18 protein-coding genes are annotated in these 17,720 nt (G+C 61.4%); 7 read left to right on the forward strand and 11 right to left on the reverse strand.

Features of this window, described 5'->3' with window-relative positions:
• Positions 1 to 75 precede the first annotated feature (75 nt).
• The 7 genes from R2855_12900 to R2855_12930 all read left to right on the forward strand — a co-directional run bounded on the left by R2855_12900 (position 76) and on the right by R2855_12930 (position 6,915).
• Entirely contained in the window at positions 76 to 747 is a 672-nt protein-coding gene (locus tag R2855_12900) for a cytochrome C (protein MEZ4531906.1), read from the forward strand.
• Positions 731 to 2,221 (forward strand): nitrous oxide reductase family maturation protein NosD, encoded by a 1,491-nt coding sequence (locus tag R2855_12905; GenBank protein MEZ4531907.1) that lies wholly within the window; start codon positions 731 to 733, stop codon positions 2,219 to 2,221. Before R2855_12900 ends, R2855_12905 begins: the two co-directional genes overlap by 17 nt.
• Positions 2,218 to 3,126: an ABC transporter ATP-binding protein gene (locus R2855_12910; protein ID MEZ4531908.1), complete on the forward strand. Its 909-nt coding sequence runs from the start codon at positions 2,218 to 2,220 to the stop codon at positions 3,124 to 3,126. The genes R2855_12905 and R2855_12910 overlap by 4 nt, the downstream gene beginning before the upstream one ends.
• Positions 3,111 to 3,941, forward strand: coding sequence for an ABC transporter permease subunit (locus tag R2855_12915; protein ID MEZ4531909.1), 831 nt, complete (start codon positions 3,111 to 3,113; stop codon positions 3,939 to 3,941). Before R2855_12910 ends, R2855_12915 begins: the two co-directional genes overlap by 16 nt.
• Positions 3,938 to 4,405 carry a nitrous oxide reductase accessory protein NosL gene (locus R2855_12920; GenBank protein ID MEZ4531910.1) on the forward strand — a complete coding sequence of 156 codons (468 nt, stop codon included), beginning with the start codon at positions 3,938 to 3,940 and terminating at the stop codon, positions 4,403 to 4,405. The genes R2855_12915 and R2855_12920 overlap by 4 nt, the downstream gene beginning before the upstream one ends.
• A 69-nt stretch (positions 4,406 to 4,474) precedes the next feature.
• Positions 4,475 to 4,891 carry a c-type cytochrome gene (locus tag R2855_12925; protein MEZ4531911.1) on the forward strand — a complete coding sequence of 139 codons (417 nt, stop codon included), beginning with the start codon at positions 4,475 to 4,477 and terminating at the stop codon, positions 4,889 to 4,891.
• 266 nt (positions 4,892 to 5,157) lie between these two features.
• Positions 5,158 to 6,915: a proline--tRNA ligase gene (locus R2855_12930; protein ID MEZ4531912.1), complete on the forward strand. Its 1,758-nt coding sequence runs from the start codon at positions 5,158 to 5,160 to the stop codon at positions 6,913 to 6,915.
• 83 nt (positions 6,916 to 6,998) lie between these two features.
• On the opposite strand, the gene R2855_12935 is transcribed toward R2855_12930, so the two are convergent.
• The 11 genes from R2855_12935 to R2855_12985 form a co-directional block, all read right to left on the reverse strand.
• The gene (locus tag R2855_12935) at positions 6,999 to 8,465 is read right to left on the reverse strand and encodes a hypothetical protein (GenBank protein ID MEZ4531913.1); all 1,467 of its coding nucleotides are present in this window, start codon (positions 8,463 to 8,465) and stop codon (positions 6,999 to 7,001) included.
• Positions 8,428 to 9,612 carry an aspartate aminotransferase family protein gene (locus tag R2855_12940; GenBank protein ID MEZ4531914.1) on the reverse strand — a complete coding sequence of 395 codons (1,185 nt, stop codon included), beginning with the start codon at positions 9,610 to 9,612 and terminating at the stop codon, positions 8,428 to 8,430. Before R2855_12940 ends, R2855_12935 begins: the two co-directional genes overlap by 38 nt.
• Before the next feature lie 90 nt (positions 9,613 to 9,702).
• Entirely contained in the window at positions 9,703 to 10,530 is an 828-nt protein-coding gene (locus R2855_12945) for a [LysW]-aminoadipate kinase (protein ID MEZ4531915.1), read from the reverse strand.
• 18 nt (positions 10,531 to 10,548) lie between these two features.
• Positions 10,549 to 11,370, reverse strand: a complete 822-nt coding sequence (locus tag R2855_12950) for an LLM class flavin-dependent oxidoreductase (protein MEZ4531916.1) — start codon at positions 11,368 to 11,370, stop codon at positions 10,549 to 10,551.
• A 103-nt stretch (positions 11,371 to 11,473) separates the two neighbouring features.
• Positions 11,474 to 12,523 carry an N-acetyl-gamma-glutamyl-phosphate reductase gene (gene argC, locus R2855_12955; protein MEZ4531917.1) on the reverse strand — a complete coding sequence of 350 codons (1,050 nt, stop codon included), beginning with the start codon at positions 12,521 to 12,523 and terminating at the stop codon, positions 11,474 to 11,476.
• A 248-nt stretch (positions 12,524 to 12,771) separates the two neighbouring features.
• Positions 12,772 to 13,668: a lysine biosynthesis protein LysX gene (gene lysX / locus R2855_12960; protein MEZ4531918.1), complete on the reverse strand. Its 897-nt coding sequence runs from the start codon at positions 13,666 to 13,668 to the stop codon at positions 12,772 to 12,774.
• A 370-nt stretch (positions 13,669 to 14,038) separates the two neighbouring features.
• Complete coding sequence (gene lysX, locus R2855_12965) at positions 14,039 to 14,986, reverse strand: lysine biosynthesis protein LysX (protein MEZ4531919.1); 948 nt, start codon at positions 14,984 to 14,986, stop codon at positions 14,039 to 14,041.
• Complete coding sequence (locus R2855_12970) at positions 14,983 to 16,011, reverse strand: [LysW]-lysine hydrolase (protein MEZ4531920.1); 1,029 nt, start codon at positions 16,009 to 16,011, stop codon at positions 14,983 to 14,985. Before R2855_12970 ends, lysX (R2855_12965) begins: the two co-directional genes overlap by 4 nt.
• Positions 16,012 to 16,039: 28 nt before the next feature.
• Positions 16,040 to 16,978 (reverse strand): hypothetical protein, encoded by a 939-nt coding sequence (locus tag R2855_12975; GenBank protein ID MEZ4531921.1) that lies wholly within the window; start codon positions 16,976 to 16,978, stop codon positions 16,040 to 16,042.
• A 105-nt stretch (positions 16,979 to 17,083) separates the two neighbouring features.
• The gene (gene lysW, locus R2855_12980) at positions 17,084 to 17,245 is read right to left on the reverse strand and encodes a lysine biosynthesis protein LysW (protein ID MEZ4531922.1); all 162 of its coding nucleotides are present in this window, start codon (positions 17,243 to 17,245) and stop codon (positions 17,084 to 17,086) included.
• 93 nt (positions 17,246 to 17,338) lie between these two features.
• Positions 17,339 to 17,720, reverse strand: a 382-nt coding sequence (locus tag R2855_12985) for an ornithine carbamoyltransferase (protein MEZ4531923.1), incomplete at its 5' end; no start/stop codon positions are given.

Raw genomic sequence — 17,720 nt, forward strand, 5'->3', positions numbered from 1 at the left:
GCCGGCCACCCGGCCGGCGCCCGGTTCAAGAATCGTCTTTGTCCCTCTTGCCGTAGTGCACCAAGGATGCTGAACATGGCTATTGCCGGAGCTCCTCCTGTCAACGGAACGACAGTTGACAAACCGAAACACGCATGGTGGGCAAACGCAGTCGCGCGCGCACGCGCGACATGGATTCAGATCCCGATCCTGATCGCCTCCGCCGCCCTCCTGATTGCATCGATCTTCTTCGCCTACTGGAACATTGTGCTTCGCGCACCGCAGTACCCCAAGGGTCTCTCGGTCGATGTCTACGTGAACAAGCTCGAAGACATGCGCTCGGTGCGAGAGGTCGACGGGCTCAACCACTACATCGGAATGATCAAGCTCACCGATGCCGCCTCGATCGAGCGCATGATCTCGGTCTACGCTCTGGGCATCATGGCGATTCTGGCGGTCGTTTCCGTCTTCCTTCCCGGTTGGTGGCGACTGCTGGCCAGGCTTCCGATCGTGCTCTATCCGGTCGTGTTCGTAGCCGATCTCTTTGGATGGCTCTACTACGCGGGGAACAATCTCGATCCCACCGCCGCCCTGAGCAGCTCTATCAGCGAGTTCACCCCGCGCATCTTCGGCGAAGGCGTGATCGGTCAGTTCACGACGAAAGCGACGTTCGAGACTGGATTCTGGCTCGCAGTTGCGGCCGCTCTGCTCGCGCTGGTCGCAATCGTGCTGGACTGGAGGGCTAGGCGCCATGCGCCGGTCGCCTAGCGCCAGCGCTGCCCGGTGGTTGCTCCTGGGTCTGCTTCCAGCGCTTCTCCTCATCTCCTTCGCGGCCGCGCCGAATGCCGACGCGCGCCAGGAGTCCAATCAAACAGCTGACATCGTTGTTTGCAGCGACTGCGACGTAACGACGATCGCAGAAGCGATCCAGCTCGCCAAGGACGGGGATCGCATCGAGGTGCGCGGAGGGGTCTTTCCAGGTGGACTGACCATCGATACCTCGATCGAGCTCATCGGGGTCGACGACCCTGTTATCGACGGCAACGGCGCGGGCACCCTGGTGCTGGTCACCGCGCCGGACGTCACAATCGATGGATTCACGCTGCGCAACACTGGTTCGAGCCACGACAAGGAAGACAGCGCTATCCTGGTGGATGCTCCCGGCGCCACTGTGGTCAACAACCGCATCGAGAATGCGCTCTTCGGGATCTATCTTCGCCAGGCTCCCAATTCGGTGATCAGGAACAATTCGGTCACGGCGCTTTCGGTCGATGTCGCCATGCGAGGAGACGGTATCCGCGTTTGGTACTCGGACGATGTCACCATTGACGGGAACACCGCAACCGACGGCCGGGACATCATTCTCTGGTATTCGAACGACGCGCTGGTCACCAACAACTCATTCGACCGCAACCGCTATGGCATGCATCTCATGTTCAGCGACCGTGCGACCATCGAAGAGAACTCGTTCGACAGCAACACCATTGGTCTCTATGTCATGTACAGCCGCGATGTCCGCATCGTCAGCAATTCGCTTTCCAACAATGTCGGCGCCACCGGCGGTGGGCTGGGCATGAAGGACGTCGACGGCGCGCTGGTCGAGGGAAACCGGTTTGTCAACAACCAAACTGGCATCCAGATCGACACCTCGCCACGCGAACCCAACATCGAGCACTACTTCATCGGAAATGTCATTGCCTTCAATGACATCGGCGTTGCGCTGCAACCCGCAGTGAAAAACAACACGTTCATCGACAACGCCTTTATCGACAACACCGAGCATGTGAGCGTGCTTGGGCGCGGCGAGCTCAAGGGAATCTCCTGGGCCGAGGACGGGACAGGGAACTATTGGAGCGACTATGCGGGCTACGATGCCAATGGCGACGGGATCGGTGACCTCCCCTATGTCTCGCAGCAGTTGTTCGAATCCTTGCTGAGCGATCATCCGGAACTGCGGTTGTTTGCCTACAGCCCGGCGTCGATGGCGATCGATTTCGCTGCCAAGGCATTTCCGTCGTTTCGGCCAGCCGTCCGGTTCGAGGATCCATACCCGCTGATGAGCGCGACGGCCTCTCCCTATCTCCCGCCAATCGATGGGGAATCCGAATCCCGTCGCGTCGTCCTGGGGGTCTCAGGCGTCGTGGCTCTTGGCGCGGCGCTGGCTGGCGCGCATCATGTGCGCCGTCGTCGTCACTTCGATCCCATTGCAGCCGTCCCCAACCATGAGGTGAAATCGGCATGAGCATCGAGCGAAACTCCGAAATGGGAAGCGTTTCCAACATCTCGGTCCAGAATGTCTCCAAGTTCTACGGCCAGTTTCCGGCGCTCGACAAGATTTCATTCGAAGTCGGCGCTGGCGAGTCCGCTGCCCTTTGGGGACCGAACGGTGCTGGCAAGACCACCATCATGCGCTGTTTGCTCGGTCTGTCGAAGTACGAGGGCAGGATCGCCATCGCCGGGTACGATCCGGTGGCGCAGGGGCAGCTCGCCAGAAGCGTCATTGGTTACGTGCCGCAGGACCTGCCCGTGCAACCGATGACCATTGGCGAGATGGTCGCGTTCATCGCCAAGCTCAAGCGGGCTCCTTTGGACGAGTCGCTCGGCCGCCTCGCACTGCTGGGACTCGAGAAGGAAGCGAACAAAGAGATTCGCGCGCTTTCCGGCGGCATGAAGCAACGTCTCGCGCTTGCGCTTGCGCTCATCGGCAACCCGTCCATCTTGCTGTTGGACGAGCCGACCGCCAGTCTGGACGCCAAGGGGCGTGCCGACCTCTTGCAACTCCTTCACGGCCTGAAACGTGACGGCATGACGCTGATCTTCTCTTCGCATCGCCCTGAGGATGTCCTGGCGCTTGCCGACCGCATTCTCATGCTCGATGGGGGTGTGCTCACGGAAGAACGCGCACCACGAGAGTTCAAGGAGACGCTCGAAAGCGAATCGCGGCTCGTCGTCTTCCTGCGCAACGGGCATATGCAGGTGGCGCTCGACACGCTGACCGAGATGGGTCTCAAGGGGTCGGGTGAAGGCAAGGTCGTTTCGGTGCCGATTCGCGTCGATCAAAAAGCCCTCGTCCTTTCGGCCATGACGCGAAATGGCGTAGATATCGAAGACTTCGATTGGGAGCAGTACGCATGGACAGAGCAATAGTTGCAGCCATTGCGGCCAAGGAAGCCCGAGTTGGATTGCGCAACCGATGGTTCGCAATCTACACGATTCTCTTTTCGTTGCTCGTTGTCGGCTTCGTGGCGTTCGCGTTGAGCGGTTCGAGCCTCACCGGCCAGGCCGGCTTCGGCCGCACCTCGGCTGGTCTGCTCAACCTGCTGCTGCTGATGGTTCCACTCATTGCGCTCACGATTGGCGCGCAGTTGATCGCGTCAGATCGGGAAGATCGCAGTCTCGACTATCTCCTGGCACAACCCCTGACTTCGCTCGAGGTCTACGTCGGGAAGTTCATTGGGGCGGCGTTCTCGCTCGTGCTCATGTTGCTCATCGGGTTTGGCGGTGCTGGCGCGGTCATGGCGTTCAAGGGCGGAGCCGGAGGAGTGGGTGATTTCCTGATGCTGGTGGCGCTCACGCTTCTGCTTGGGTTGGCCATGCTCAGCGTTGGCTACCTGATCTCGAGCTTTTCACGCCAGACGGCTGCGGCGCTCGGAATCGCGCTCACGATGTGGCTTCTCTTCGTGATCGTGGGGGACCTCGGCATCATGGGGAGCTCGCTCGTGCTGGGAATGAGCCCGGAGGCGTTGCTGTCCTTCACCGCTGCGAACCCCCTGAATGTCTACAAGCTCGTCAGCGTCGACCTCCTGCACACGTCGCTCGATGTGCTGGGCCCGGCCGGGATCTACGCTGTCGACCGGTTCGGCGCGACCTACACCTATCTCATGCTCGCGTTGCTGGCGCTGTGGATCATCGTGCCGCTCCCCATTGGATACTGGCTCTTCAAGCGAACGGACTTCCAGTGATCACCCGTAGGAACCTCATCCTCGTCGGAGCGTCGCTCCCCCTCGTCCTGACCGCCTGCGGTGGCGACGAAGCATCCGGGGAAGACCCGCCCTCGATCAAACTTGGTCGCACCGCCTGCGAGCGGTGCGGAATGCTCATCTCAGAAGAGCGTTTCGCGAGCGGTATCGTGGATAGCGATGGAAAAGCGGTGGTCTTCGACGATGCCGGCGAAATGGTTGCAACGATCCAGGAAGAAGGCCTGAATGACCGGCGAGCATGGGTGCATGGCTCACCATCGATCGAATGGATCGATGCGAAAGCAGCCTGGTATGCCGTGACAATGGAAATTCCGACCCCGATGGGAACCGGAGTGTTTCCATTCGATACGGAGGCCGATGCAAAAGAGTTTGCCGAGGAGTATGGTGGAGATGTCTACTCCTGGGACGAACTCCTTGCAAATTGGACCCTGGTCCCACTAATGTGAATGCGGGTGTTTGACACGCAGGTCGAGAAAGGGAGGAGTATGCGAAGAGGAGCACTGCTCGCGGTCGTGATGCTATTGGTCATGGCTGGACTCATCGGCGGGTCTGCACATGGAGTGGCGCTGAACGCCGAGGGAACTGCCTCGCCGGGCGCCTCGCCTGTTGGGTCGCCGTCGGGATCGCCGGTAGCCCTGGTTGGCGATCCAGAAGCCGGGAAAGCGCTGGCCGCGCAATGCTTGTCGTGCCATTCGGTCGATGGCAGCAAGATGGTGGGTCCGACCTGGAAGGGGTTGTACGGGCACGAAGTCGAGCTCGAGGATGGCACGAAGGTCATCGCGGATGTGGACTACCTGGTCGAGTCGATCAAGGATCCAAACGCGAAGGTCGTCAAGGACTTCCCGGCCGGCGCGATGCCGCCCTATGGCGCGATCCTGACCGACGAGAACATCATGGATCTCGTGGCCTATATTCAGTCGCTCGCCGAGTAACGGCGCAGTCGTCGTATCGATCGTTCGAACCATGGGTGCTCGCGGGCGCCCATGGTTTTTCTCTTGCCGAGAAGGCGGTGCCTTCTCGCGTGCGTTCCTTCCGTTTGTATTGTCTGGCTTGCTGTCAGGAGTGCTTTCTTCACTGATCGAGAACGGAGGAGACGAACCCCCGCAACTCCACGTGACACAGGGAAGTAGAATTGGCAGTTGTTCGACTTCCCATTGGTCGGAATTGCTGGGAGTAAGGGGTCAGATCAACCGTGCGAATGTCACACCTGTTCGGGCGAACGTTGCGGGCAGCGCCGAACGATGTCGAGATCGTCAGTCATCAGCTGATGCTCCGCGCGGCGATGATTCGCCCGCTCGGCTCCGGCCTCATCAGCTTGCTCCCGCTCGGCTTTCGGGTGGTGACCAAGGTCGAGCAGATCATCCGCGAGGAAATGGATGCCATCGGCGGCCAGGAGTTGCTGATGCCGGTCGTCCATCCGGCCGACATCTGGCGGGAATCCGGCCGCTACGACCAGATTGGTCCGGAGATGGCTCGTTTCAAGGACCGCGCCGAGCGAGACATGGTGCTTGCGCTCACACATGAGGAAGTCATCACCGATATCGCTCGCACAGAGATCAGTTCCTACAAGCAGCTGCCGATCATCGCGTACCACATCCAGACGAAGTTCCGGGACGAACCGCGTTCGCGTGGTGGCCTCATCCGCGTGCGCGAGTTCACCATGAAGGACTCGTACAGCTTCGATCTGGATGAAGCGGGACTCGATCATTCCTACCGGTTGCACTGGAAAGCGTATGACCGCATCTTCCGCCGGATCGGACTGAAGTTCATGGTGGTCAGCGCAGATGTCGGCATGATGGGCGGCTCAGCGTCGCACGAATTCATGGCGTTCTCCGAGAACGGCGAGGACACGATTCTGCACTGCAATCAGTGTGGATATGCCGCCAATCGAGAGGTGGCCAAGTTCCAGCGCGATGCCCCATCGACAGAAGCCCTCCTGGCGATGGAAGATGTCGAGACCCCCAATACGACCACCATTCAGATGCTGGCGGACTTCCTCGATGTGCCAACCTCGCGAACGGCCAAGGCCGTTTTCTACAAAGGGGCGTCCGGCCGATTCATCTTTGCGGTCATTCGAGGTGACCTCGATGTGAACGAGACCACGCTGCGCAATGCAAGTGGCGAGCGGACTCTGACACCCGCGACAGTCGAAGAAATCCATGCTGTCGGGGCCGAACCTGGATATGGGTCGCCAGTCGGTGTGCGCGATGCATTCATCGTCGTGGATGAGTCGATCCGTGACTCGCCCAATCTTGTTGCTGGCGCGAACCGCGTTGGTTGGCACACACGAAACGTCAACCTTGGGCGCGATTTTCAGGCCGATGTGGTGGCCGATATCGCCACCGCTGAGGCAGGCTATCCCTGCCCGCAATGCGGTAGCCCGCTCGAGGCGGACCGCGCGATCGAGGTGGGCAACATTTTCAAGCTCGGTACCCGCTACAGCGAAAAACTCGGTGCGACCTACCTCGACGCCAATGGTGACTCACACCCGATCGTCATGGGCTCGTATGGAATCGGGAGTGGCCGTAACGCCGCGACCGTGGTGGAGCAGCGCCACGATGACAAGGGCATCATCTGGCCCATCAGCATCGCGCCGTACCACGTTTCTCTCGTGGAGATTCCCGCTCCGGACGATCCACGTCCGAAGGAAGTCGCGGAACGGTTGTATGCGGAGCTCGAAGAGATCGGCATCGAGGTCCTTTACGACGACCGCGATGAGCGGCCGGGCGTGAAGTTCAACGACGCTGACCTCATCGGCAATCCGCTTCGTGTTGCCGTAAGCGCGCGAAACCTAGCCAACGACCAGATCGAACTGAAGTTGCGCAAGGAGAAGGACGCGATTTTCGTCCCGCTCGATCAGGCGGTGGCCGAGATTGCCCGCCTCCTTGCGGAAATTACACAGGATGAAATCAGCGAGTTCGGACTCGACCTCGAATTCGCCGAACCGTCCTTGTAGCTTTGGGTCGGTGAACAGGCCAACAAGCGTCCCCGGGACAAGCGTTGCGGGAACGAGCGGCAATGCGCTCGTTCCGCTTCTCGCTATGCCGGTTCCGTCTCCGCCCAGCCGAGCAGAAGCGCGTTCGGAATCGTCGCCACCGGCGAGCCATCGACCAGCGACGTGACGGTGACCGTCGAGGTGCGTCCTTCACCAACAATGTCGAAGACGGCCACCGCCAGTTGGCAGCCGTCCGGAGAGACTCGAGCGTCGGCGTTGCCGGTCGAGGTCGCGACCAGTTCGGCGGTTCCACGCATCGCATCCACCAACCAGGTCCGGCCAAACCCTGGAGTGACCGCATTCACGACCGAGAACCGGCCGGCATCGTCGCCCGCTGGTCGGACCTGGTAGACGTCCTCCGAGTCTTGCTCCAGGACCGTCACGGTGTTTCCCGTCGCAAGATCGACGGTGCGATACGGAGCGCCAGGCGATCCCTGCGTGACCTTGACCGTGGGGACGAAGAGCAAGCTGTCTCGCATGGTCGAGTCGGCAATCGGCGACATGCCGTCCAGGTCGTCCAGCGCAACGTTCGATCCAGTTGTCAGATCGACCCATGTCCAGGTTGTCTCGTCGATCTCGTCTCCGACGAGAAGATGCTCGCCTGCTTCGTCCACGAACACGGAGGATGGCACACCACGCCACTCGAACACCCCGGTCGGCTCGTTCCCTTCGGGAGCAAGCACCATCAGCTCGGTCGCGTTCACCAGCAGGGTTGGGCCACCCTGCCGAAATTGCACGATGCGCACACCCGGCGCTGTTGCTAGGTCGATGCGTTCACCACTAACCGGATCGAGCGAGCGAATGGAAGTCTCTCCTCCTTCACCGACGCCATAAACCACCTGGTTGCCGGCATCGAACCCGGGGAACGCCAGGATTGGACCCGGATCGATCGGTTGCGGTTGGCCAGGTGACAGCAATGAAACGAGATACCCTCGATTACGGAAGAAGTAGATCAGCCAGTTGCCGTCCGGGGAAATGGAGGCAGCCTCGATCACGTCGGGGCCATCCTCGGACAGCTGGTTCAGATCGAGCGCATCGCCGTTCGACAAATCGACGAGCCACACCGCATCAGGACCCGATGTCAGGAGCATGAAGTTGGATTCGGCGGCATTGCGGATCGTTCCGAATGTCGTCATCAACCGCGGTTGCTCGTCTTCCGGGATGGCCAGCGGCGTTATCTCGCCAGTGCTGACGTCCATCAGGGCAAAGACACCGCCGAGCGACCGCACCAGTGCGACCCCAGGTTTGGGAGATGACTCGACCGAGCGCGGTTCCGCGAACGCGCTCCGAGCGATCTCGTTGCCAGCAACGTTCAGGGCGACGAGATCGTCGGACAGCGGGTGCCCCACCTGCTGTGGGGCAGTGGCGACCGCGTACATACCGCATGTGGTCTGGGCGACCGAAGGAACTGGCGTTTGCCAGACCATCGCAAGCGCAAGAAGCACGACCGCTACGCGGCCGGGCCAGATTCGGTCAGGCGAGGACCTTGGCCAGAACACCCACGAACTCATCGACTTGCTCCTCTTCCCAGACCAGCGGCGGAAGGAGTCGGAAAACGACCGGGCTGGCAGGTAGCGCGAGCACGCCGTTCTCCTGGAGGGCCCGCAGGGTCGGCGTGATGCGTTCCTTCATCTCGACCCCGATCATGAATCCTCGTCCACGAACCTGTCGGATCTTTGGGCTCTCCAGCGACTCGATACCGTTCATCAGGCGCTCGCCGAGCTCGGACGAGCGGGCGTAGAGATTGCGATCCTGAAACGCTTGCAGGGTTGTCACTACCGCGCGACTGGCGAGCGGGTTCGCGCCAAACGTCGTTCCATGAGCGCCGCCCACCGTTTTCTCTGAGATGGCCTCGGTGACCATCGTCACGCCCACCGGGAACCCGTTCCCGATTGCTTTGGCGGTGCAGAGAATGTCCGGCGATACCTCGGCGTGGGAGATCGCAAATGGGGCGCCGGTGCGAAACCCAGTCTGCACCTCATCCGCGATCAGCAGTGCTCCATTTGCCGTCGCAAGCTCGCGCACCGCCCGCAAGTAGTCGTCATCCGCGGGGAAGATGCCGGCCTCGCCTTGCACCGGCTCGAGGATGATGGCTGCGGTCTCGTCGTCGACCTGCTCCACCAGCGCTTCGTAGTCGTTGAATGCGACGTGTGTCACCGGGATGGGCAGCGGCTCGAACGGCTTGCGGTACTTCGGGTCGAAGGTCGCCGAAAGCGCGCCGAGGGTGCGTCCGTGGTAGCCGCGGCGCAATGCCACGATCTTGTGACGCTCGGTTGCCATCATGGCGAACTTGAGCGCGGCCTCGATCGATTCTGCCCCGGAGTTGCTCATGAAGTAGCGCGTCAACCCGTCCGGCGCGATCTGCCGGATGGCGGCGAGCGCGGCAGCGCGCGCATCGTTGTAGAAGCTCTGGTGGCAGGTGGTCAACTTTTGGAGCTGATCCGCCATCGCTGCGGCGTACACGGGATCAGCGTGCCCAAGCGCGGCCACCCCGTAGTTGCTCATCGCGTCGAGATAACGCTTCCCTGTGGAGTCATAGAGATACGACCCCTCTCCGCGCACAAGCGAGATGTCGCGTTTCGCATAGAGCGGCAGCTGGAGATCGGTTTCCAGTTCCTGGGTCAGGTCGAGCGCCAGCATCGGGGTAGGAATCGTCACGGTTGTGTCCTCATCTTTGGCTCAAGTCGGGTGGGAAATCGGGTACGGGTCCAGCCTTATCGCGTTTGCATCTGGACACCGGACAATCCATCAAATCGTCGCGTGATCGGCATAGTCGATGACCGTGCCCTCGCCCTCCAACGCGCGTTGCAACGGATGCTCGACGCGTGCATCGGCGAAAACCACCTTGCCGACGCCTTGCTCGATCGCCTTGATTGCCGACTCGACTTTCACTTTCATGCGGCCCTGGGCAGATTCCAGCGCGGCTTCCGGGTCGGTCACGTCGATTTCGCGAATCAGGGTGGACTCGTCGTCCTTGTCCGCCAGCAGCCCAGGCGTGTCCGAGAAGAAGTAGATAGCGCTCGCGCCCAGATCGGTGGCGAGCGCCAGCGAAAGCTTGTCTCCATCGACGTTGATCGGGGTTCCGTCCTCGAGCGCAAGCGCCGGCGGCGTGATCACCGGCAGGTAGCCGGCATCGAGCAGCAGCCGGATGAGCGTCGTATCGACCTGCTCGATCGTTCCGGCATGATCGTCTCGCAGCACTTTCGGCTTGCCATCCTCGATTACGCGAATGGTCGACTTGCGCCGCCCGGTGGCGATCTTGCCGTCGATACCGCTCAGTCCGACCGCGTTGACACCAGCAGCCTGCAACTGCGCCACGATCCGCTTGTTCACCTTGCCTGCGTAGGCCATCAGCATCATGTCGATGGTCTCGGAATCGGTGTAGCGGCTCACGCGGCCCTTCTCGTTCGTCACCATGCGCGGAGGACGGCCGAGATCCTTGCTGAGCTGGCTGAACTCGGCATTGCCGCCATGCACAAGCACGGCGGGTTGCTCGAGCGCGGCAAAGTCCTTCGCAAAGTTTGCGTACGACTCCGCGGTTATCCCGCTGCCTCCTCCGATCTTGACGACGATCATTCGTGCGCTTCCTTTTCCCTAGAGTTGCGGCGGGCCCGCCGCGATCCGTTCCCGCACGGCCGGAATGCCGCCGGGCGCTTGCCACATCGATTCGATCCACCAGGTGGCGCCGTTCTCCGCCAACGCGCGAACGCGGTCCAATGCGGCTTCGTCGCCAGGAGGAGTCACCCCTTCCAGCGCGATGTCGAACCTGTCCATGTCCGCGCCAAGCGACGCAAGCTCCTCGCGCAGCGCTGGCAGCTGAGCGGGAGTGGGCGACAACCAGTTCCCGTCGGCGTCACGAGCGTTGGGCAGAATCCCGTCCCAGCGTGCCGCGCGGCGAAGCGACGCCCTACTGCCCATCAAACCGACCGTCCAGATCGGTATACGCGGTTGCTGAACGGGAACGACTGCTCCCAAGGGGGCGTTCCAATCGACATCGTAATGCGTGCCATGGAACTCGAACGGTTCACCGCTCCAGAACTTCGGCAACAGGTCCAGGCAGTCGTCCATGAGCTGGGCGCGTGTCTTGCGGTCGGTTTCCTCGCCAACCTGCGCGAATCCGGTATCGATAGCCCCGAGCCCGGCACACAGCATTGCCCGGCCGTTCGAGACCATGTCCAACGTCACCAACTCACTTGCAAGTTTCCATGGGCGGCGGCGCGAGGGAGGGGTGAGCAATGTCCCGAGCCTGATTCGCTCGGTCGATGCCGCCATCCCGCCGAGCACAACCCAGGGATCGATCCCGTAGACCGTTTCCCAGCCGAACGCCGCGTCCCATCCAGCGCGTTCGATCTCGACCGCCAACTCCAGAAACTCTCTCGCACTGGCCTCAGGAATCACAAATCCGAATTTCATCATCTACCTCGCATGCTTCGCCATTCGGCACGAACCCATATGACGCACACATGCCTCGTCTTGTCAGATGGAATTGTCTCAGGGCGACGTGTCCCGAGCTCCGCGTCTAGATCGGATGAAGTCCAGGGAAATCGATTCCGCAGGTCTCTTCGTAGCCGAGGCGGATGTTGAATGACTGCACAGCCTGGCCGGCGGCTCCCTTCATGAGATTGTCGAGCGCGGCCATGACGACAACGCGATTCGAGTCGGGATCTCGTTCGAATCCCACATCGCAGTAGTTCGAGCCGGAGAGAATCTTCGGTTCCGGGTAACGATGGATGCCGCTCGATTCCTTGACCACTCGCATGAACGGCTCGTTCTTGTACGCGGCGCGGTAGATTCCCCAGACCTCTTTGTCCGACATCGGCTCTTTCAGATAGACATGCGAGGTTGCCAGAATTCCGCGCACCGCTTCCACTGACGTTGCCGAGAACGCGATCTCTGGAGCGTTGCCGTCGAAGGTCAGCTCCTGGATGATCTCCGCCGAATGACGATGGCCGGTTGGTTTGAACGAGCGGATCACGCCAGCCCGCTCGGGATGATGCGACGAAAGATTCGCCGAGTTCCCCGATCCGGACGACCCTGTCTTTGCCTCGATGACCGTCGGCATGCTGAGGTCCACCACGCCCGCCTGGAAGAGGGGATAGAGTCCAAGGATCGATGTCGTCGCCATGCAGCCAGCGCTGGAGATGAGATTCGACTCGCGAATTTCTTCCCGGTGCAACTCGGGAATGCCGTACACGAATTCGGTCAGCAACTCCGGCAGCTCGTGCTCGTGGTCGTACCACTTCGGGTAGCCGTCCTTCGAGTTGAGCCGGAAGTCGGCGCTCAAATCGATCACGATCGGCGCCAGCGCTCGAAACTCCTCCATCTTCTTCATCGACGCCCCGTGCGGAGTCGCCACGAAGAGGACATCGACCTGGCCAATGTCGTTCACGCTCGAGAACTTCAGCTGGGTTCGCTTGCGCAAGTTGGGATGGACGGAAAAGACGAACTTGCCGGCGTTCCGCTCTGAGGTCACCTGCGCCACGTCGGCCATCGGGTGATCGAGCAGGAGCCGAAGGAGCTCTCCGCCGGCATATCCGGACCCGCCAATGATTGCTGTTTTCACTGCCATAACGTCGAACCCTTTCCTCGTCCTCGGGCGTGACCTGCGCCTGGTGATCGCCCTTCCGTGATTGCTTTTGTGGATGCCGCGAGCCGTCGCGCCCGCTTGCGTGCCACCTGCCTGTTTCCGCTCTCCCCTCCGCCATTGAGCGAAGCGAGTCTCGACGACGCCTTTAGGCTTCTCTTGCCAGTTGCCAGTTGCCAGTTGCCAGTTGCCAGTTGCCAGTTGCCAGTTGCCAGTTGCCAGTTGCCAGTTGCCTACGCCATTGCCCTCACCCGGCCGTTCGATTCAGCACGCGCGCGGCCAGCCTCGCCAACCGAAATGACATAATCAACGATCTTCGCAGGGATGTTGACCCCGGTCGTGTCGATGCTGTTGCGGAACTCCATCGTGTAATTGACTTCGTTGACCAGGATGCCGCGATCGGTCTCGAAGAGATCGATTGCCACCACGCCACCGCCGACCGCCCGCGCCGCGGCGCGCGAGACCTCGTCGATCTCCGGCGTGATCGGGCAATTCGAGGCCTCTCCGCCGCGCGCGGTGTTTGTGATCCAGTGCTTGGACGCACGATAGATTCCGCAGATCGTTTCGTCACCAACGACAAACGTCCGGATATCCCGTCCCGGCTTGTTCACGTACTCCTGCACGTAGAACGCGCCGTGGTGAAACGACCCGAGCGTGACCTTGTGCTCCAGCAGCGCCTCCGCGGCATCACGGTCATTGACCTTGGCCAGCAAGCGCCCCCACGAGCCGACCGCCGGTTTGAGGACGACAGGGTATCCCATCGTTTCGATGGCTTCCAGCGCCGACTCCGGGGTGAACGCGATGATGGTGCGGGGGGAGGGGACTCGATGGCGCATCAGCGCCGCGGTCGTCAACAGCTTGTCGCCGCAGGTGTTGGCCACGTCATAGGTGTTGACGGTCGGAATACCCCAGTCGTTGTAGACGCGCAGCGCATACAGCGCCCGCAGGTGATTGACCGCGCGTTCCAGGACCACATCGGTTTGGAGGTTCGGATGATCGATGTCCAGCGTGATCTCGCGGTCGTCGATTCGATTGATCGCGACACCGCGTTTCTCCAGCTCGGTGAGCAGGAGCTTTTCTTCCACCCGGACCCGGGACATCAAGACGGTTACATTGAGCGGTGTACCCACGATTCGACCTCCGTCGAAAAATGCACGAAGCCCAACGTCCAAAGGACGGAGGGCTTCACTCCGTGGTACCACCTTTGTTCGCCGTCCTCGTTTCCCGGACGACCTCATCAGCCCAACCGATCGTCGCAACCTGCCAACGGCGCTGGCACGGCTGAGAACATCCTGATCGGACTGAGCTCGCTAACGGGAGCGCCCGGCCGGTTCTACTGGGGAGCCATCGCTCCGCTTCTTCCGGCGGCTCTGGGGTCTTGTCCTGTGGGCCGACTATCCGCGGGATTCACACCAGCTACCCGCTCTCTGCTGCTTCGGACCCAATGGGATCTCCCCGTCGAAGCCAATGTATTGAGCTTAAGAATGCGTGGGCGTTCTGTCAATCTCCCGCGGTGGTGACTGTTTCCAAACGCCGGATCGCCGATGCCCGCGCGATGCGCACGGCCTCCTCGACGATCTCCCCGGCGATGTCCACGTCTGTGGTGGTCATCAGGCCATGAAACTCGCCTCCGGTGTTGACCTCCAACACCGTGTAACCATCGTAGGTCTCGATCAGATCGACCCCTGCGAGGCGAGCGCCGACCGATTCGCACGCATGTAGCACGATCTCTTCGATCTGTGGCGTAATCGGGCACTTGCTTGACGACGCGCCACGCGCCGTATTGGTTATCCAATGATCGGCCGAGCGATAGCTTGCGGCAAGCACCCGGTCGCCCACGACGAAAACCCGAATGTCGCGGCCTGGCTTCTCCTGATATTCCTGCACATAGAAGAGCGCGTGCTGATACGAACCAAGCGTGACCTTTTGTTCGAGCAACGCTTTCGCCTGTTGCGGCCCATTCACTTTCGCGAGCAAGCGACCCCAGGAGCCAGTCACTGGCTTGAGTACAGCCGGATAGCCGAGCATCTCGCAGGCTTCGAGCGCGGACTCGATCGAGAAGGCGAGCAATGTGCGCGGCGTCGGCACTCCTGCTGCTCCCAGTGCCACGCTGCAGAGCGCCTTGTCGTCACAGATCTGTACTGCTGCGGTGTGATTCAACGTTGGGATTCCCCAGGATTCGAGCGCTTTCAGTGTATAGAGCGCTCGTGAGTGCGCCACGCTCCGGTCGAGCACGACATCGTAGGGGAAGCTCTGGTTGGCGTCTCGCTCGAGATTTGAGAGATCGAGCACGATCTTCCGGTCGAACACCGGTGTGATGTCGATCCCCTTGGCGCGCGCCGATCCGAAGATGGCCTTTTCGTCCGTGCGCAGGTGGGAGACGAGCACCCCCAGGCGTACATCGGCATCGTTCGTCAGCGGGTCGTTGATGAAATGATCGATCGTCATAGCTCGTTCAGCACCGATGTCAGGACGCGAACCGCGCGCAGATAGTCATCGAGATCGATGCGTTCTTCCGGCGTGTGATCGAGTGAAGCGTCACCCGGTCCATAGGCCACGATAGGGCATTGCCAGACCGGCCCGACGACTGTCATGTCCGCCGTGCCCAGCTTTCGGGTGAACCGTGGATTGCCTCCCTGTGCGCGGATCGCGCGAAGGAATGGCGGCGTCATCGGATTCTTCTTGTCGGTCGAATAGCCTTCCTGAACTCCGTGCAGCTCGATCTCTCCTGCATCGCGGATCGATTCGATGATTTCCAGCACCTGTTTGGAAGACACCGATGGCGGAATGCGAATGCCGATCGACATTTCGACCGTGTCGTACAACCCGTCGGAGAACGTGTTGATCGAACGGAGCGACGTTCCGATCGCGTGATACCCCTCGGCGTCACCATTGATCTGCTGAAGTTCGGAGAGCAGCGTGTTCCAGAAGAGCACGCCCAGTTCACCGACCGTCTCGCCCGGACCGGCGGTGTGCCGCCCAGCCTGTTTCAGGCGATAGGTGAACGAAACGGTGCCCCGGTATCCGAGGCAGACCGCGTCCCAACTGCTCGGTTCGCCGATGATGCAGTAATCAGGAGCTGGCCATGTGGCCGCTTCGTGCGCTCCGGGCGAGCCAATCGACTCTTCTCCGACTGCTCCAACGACCGTGATGGTGGCGTTGATGCCGGTCGCCTCCGCTGCCGCGGCGACAAAAGTTGCCAACGGCCCCTTTGCATCGCACGAGCCTCGGCCATGCAAGACGCCGTCTTCCACGCGCACGGGGATGTCCCCCGGAACAGTATCGATGTGCCCAAGCAGCACGATCCTGGTGGGACCGTTGCCCTTGACGCCGACAGCGTTGCCTGCGCGGTCCACATAGGCTTCGTCGAACCCGCGAGCCTTCATTTCCGCGACCAGGTAGTTGACCGCGGGACCCTCTTCGCCGCTCAAGCTCGGAATGGCGACGAGTCCATGCAGGAGATCGACATGCATCGCTGTCCGGTCTCGTGCCGAAACCGTCTCAGGCTGAGAGGACAATGTCACTTCCCAGTCCCTTCGTTTCCAGCAGCGACGGCAATGATGCCTGCGCGATCAAGTCGGACACCGCGCCGTTACCGAGCTTTCTCTGGGCCAGCGCCGCAACCGCGCCAGCGACGGTTCCACGCCCGGTTGGAATCGACTGCCGGAAATCTGGCGTCGGACGCACATCCCACACAACGAGCCCCTCTGGCGTGTGCGCCAGCGTGACACCGACGAGTGAAGCGCCTAACGCCTCCGCCGCCGCAATGGCCAACTGCTCGCAGCCGGCGAACCCGTTCGGGTGGTGGCAGGTTCCTTCATATGCGACGACCACACCGTCGACGACGATCGCCTTGATCAGGTCGCTCTCGTCATGGTAACCAGCCTGCACCACCATGACCGTCTCGGCGGAACCGCCCAGCGTGTCACGATGTTCCAGGATCGCTTCGGCGATCTCCCGATCCTGCAAACCGATACCGGAGAGGCCGATCTGCATCGGGAACACCGTTGCGGGATAGCCGGTTTCCTCGACGGCTGCGAGTCCCGCGCTTTCCGAAAGCGCCAACAGCGTTGTTGGCAGCGGCAATCCCGCCGCCGCCAGCGCGTGAAGCACATCCAGCCGCGACCCAACCGACGCGATACCCGCATCGATCGTGATGGTGGACGCTGCGTGATAGTTGCGCATCAGCGCGCTGGCAACCGTGCGGTTCTGCATCCGGTCGACCACGATCGAAAAGCGATGATTCAGATCGGACGGCGTGGTGACGGCAGAATGACCGGTGGGGGAGGCGAGGCACGCTCGCGGAATAGGGAACGGGACGGATTCGGGGGACACTGCCTCGGCCGGCACGTTCGCATCCACGAACGCGGCCAGCAGCTGCTTCTCCTCGACTCGAACCCGGGTGCAAAGCACCGCTACGTTTCCCATCTCCTCGTCCATTTCTCGTGATCTCGTTCTCACCAGTCACCGGTGTAGGGTCCGGAGCTCAGTGTCCACCGTCCTGCGAACGCACTGGACGCTGGACTCCGGATACGTGACCTGAGGTTATTCGCCCCAGTCTTCGCCTTCCTCAGGCGCCTGACCGACCGTCACCGGGTCGGTGGTCAGCACTTCGAGTTCCACACCGCAATCCGGGCAAACGATGATCTCGCCGGCTTCGACCGTTCCGGCATCGAACTCCGCTCCGCATTCAGGGCACTCGACCATGGTGTTTCTCCGTTCCTTTCGTTGTTCTCTTGCAAGAATGCTCGCGAGACCGCCTCACGAGCTGTAGTGTTCGTTACGTCGTTTCGATCGGCATTAGCACAGCATCTGCAGCAAGAGCGCCTTGTGCGCGTGCAACCGGTTCTCGGCTTGATCGAAGATGACGGACTGGGGTCCATCGGCTACTGCTGCCTCGACCTCTTCGTCTCGGTGCATTGGCAGGTCGTGCATGAAGATCGCGTGTGGCGCCGCCAGGCTCATCAGCTCGGTGGTCACTTTGTATGGCGCCAGCGCCACCGCGCGAGCGGCGGTTTCCTCCATGCCCATGGAAACGTGGACGTCGGTGTAGACCGCATCGGCGCCCCGCACGGCATCGCGTGGGTCACGAACCATCTCCAGCGTCGCGTCGCTGGCCGCCGCCAACCAGGTTGCCTGCGTCACGATCTCGGCGGGCGGTTCGTAGCCGATCGGATTTGCC

It is taken from the genome of Thermomicrobiales bacterium, assembly GCA_041390825.1.
Lineage (GTDB): Bacteria > Chloroflexota > Chloroflexia > Thermomicrobiales > UBA6265 > JAMLHN01.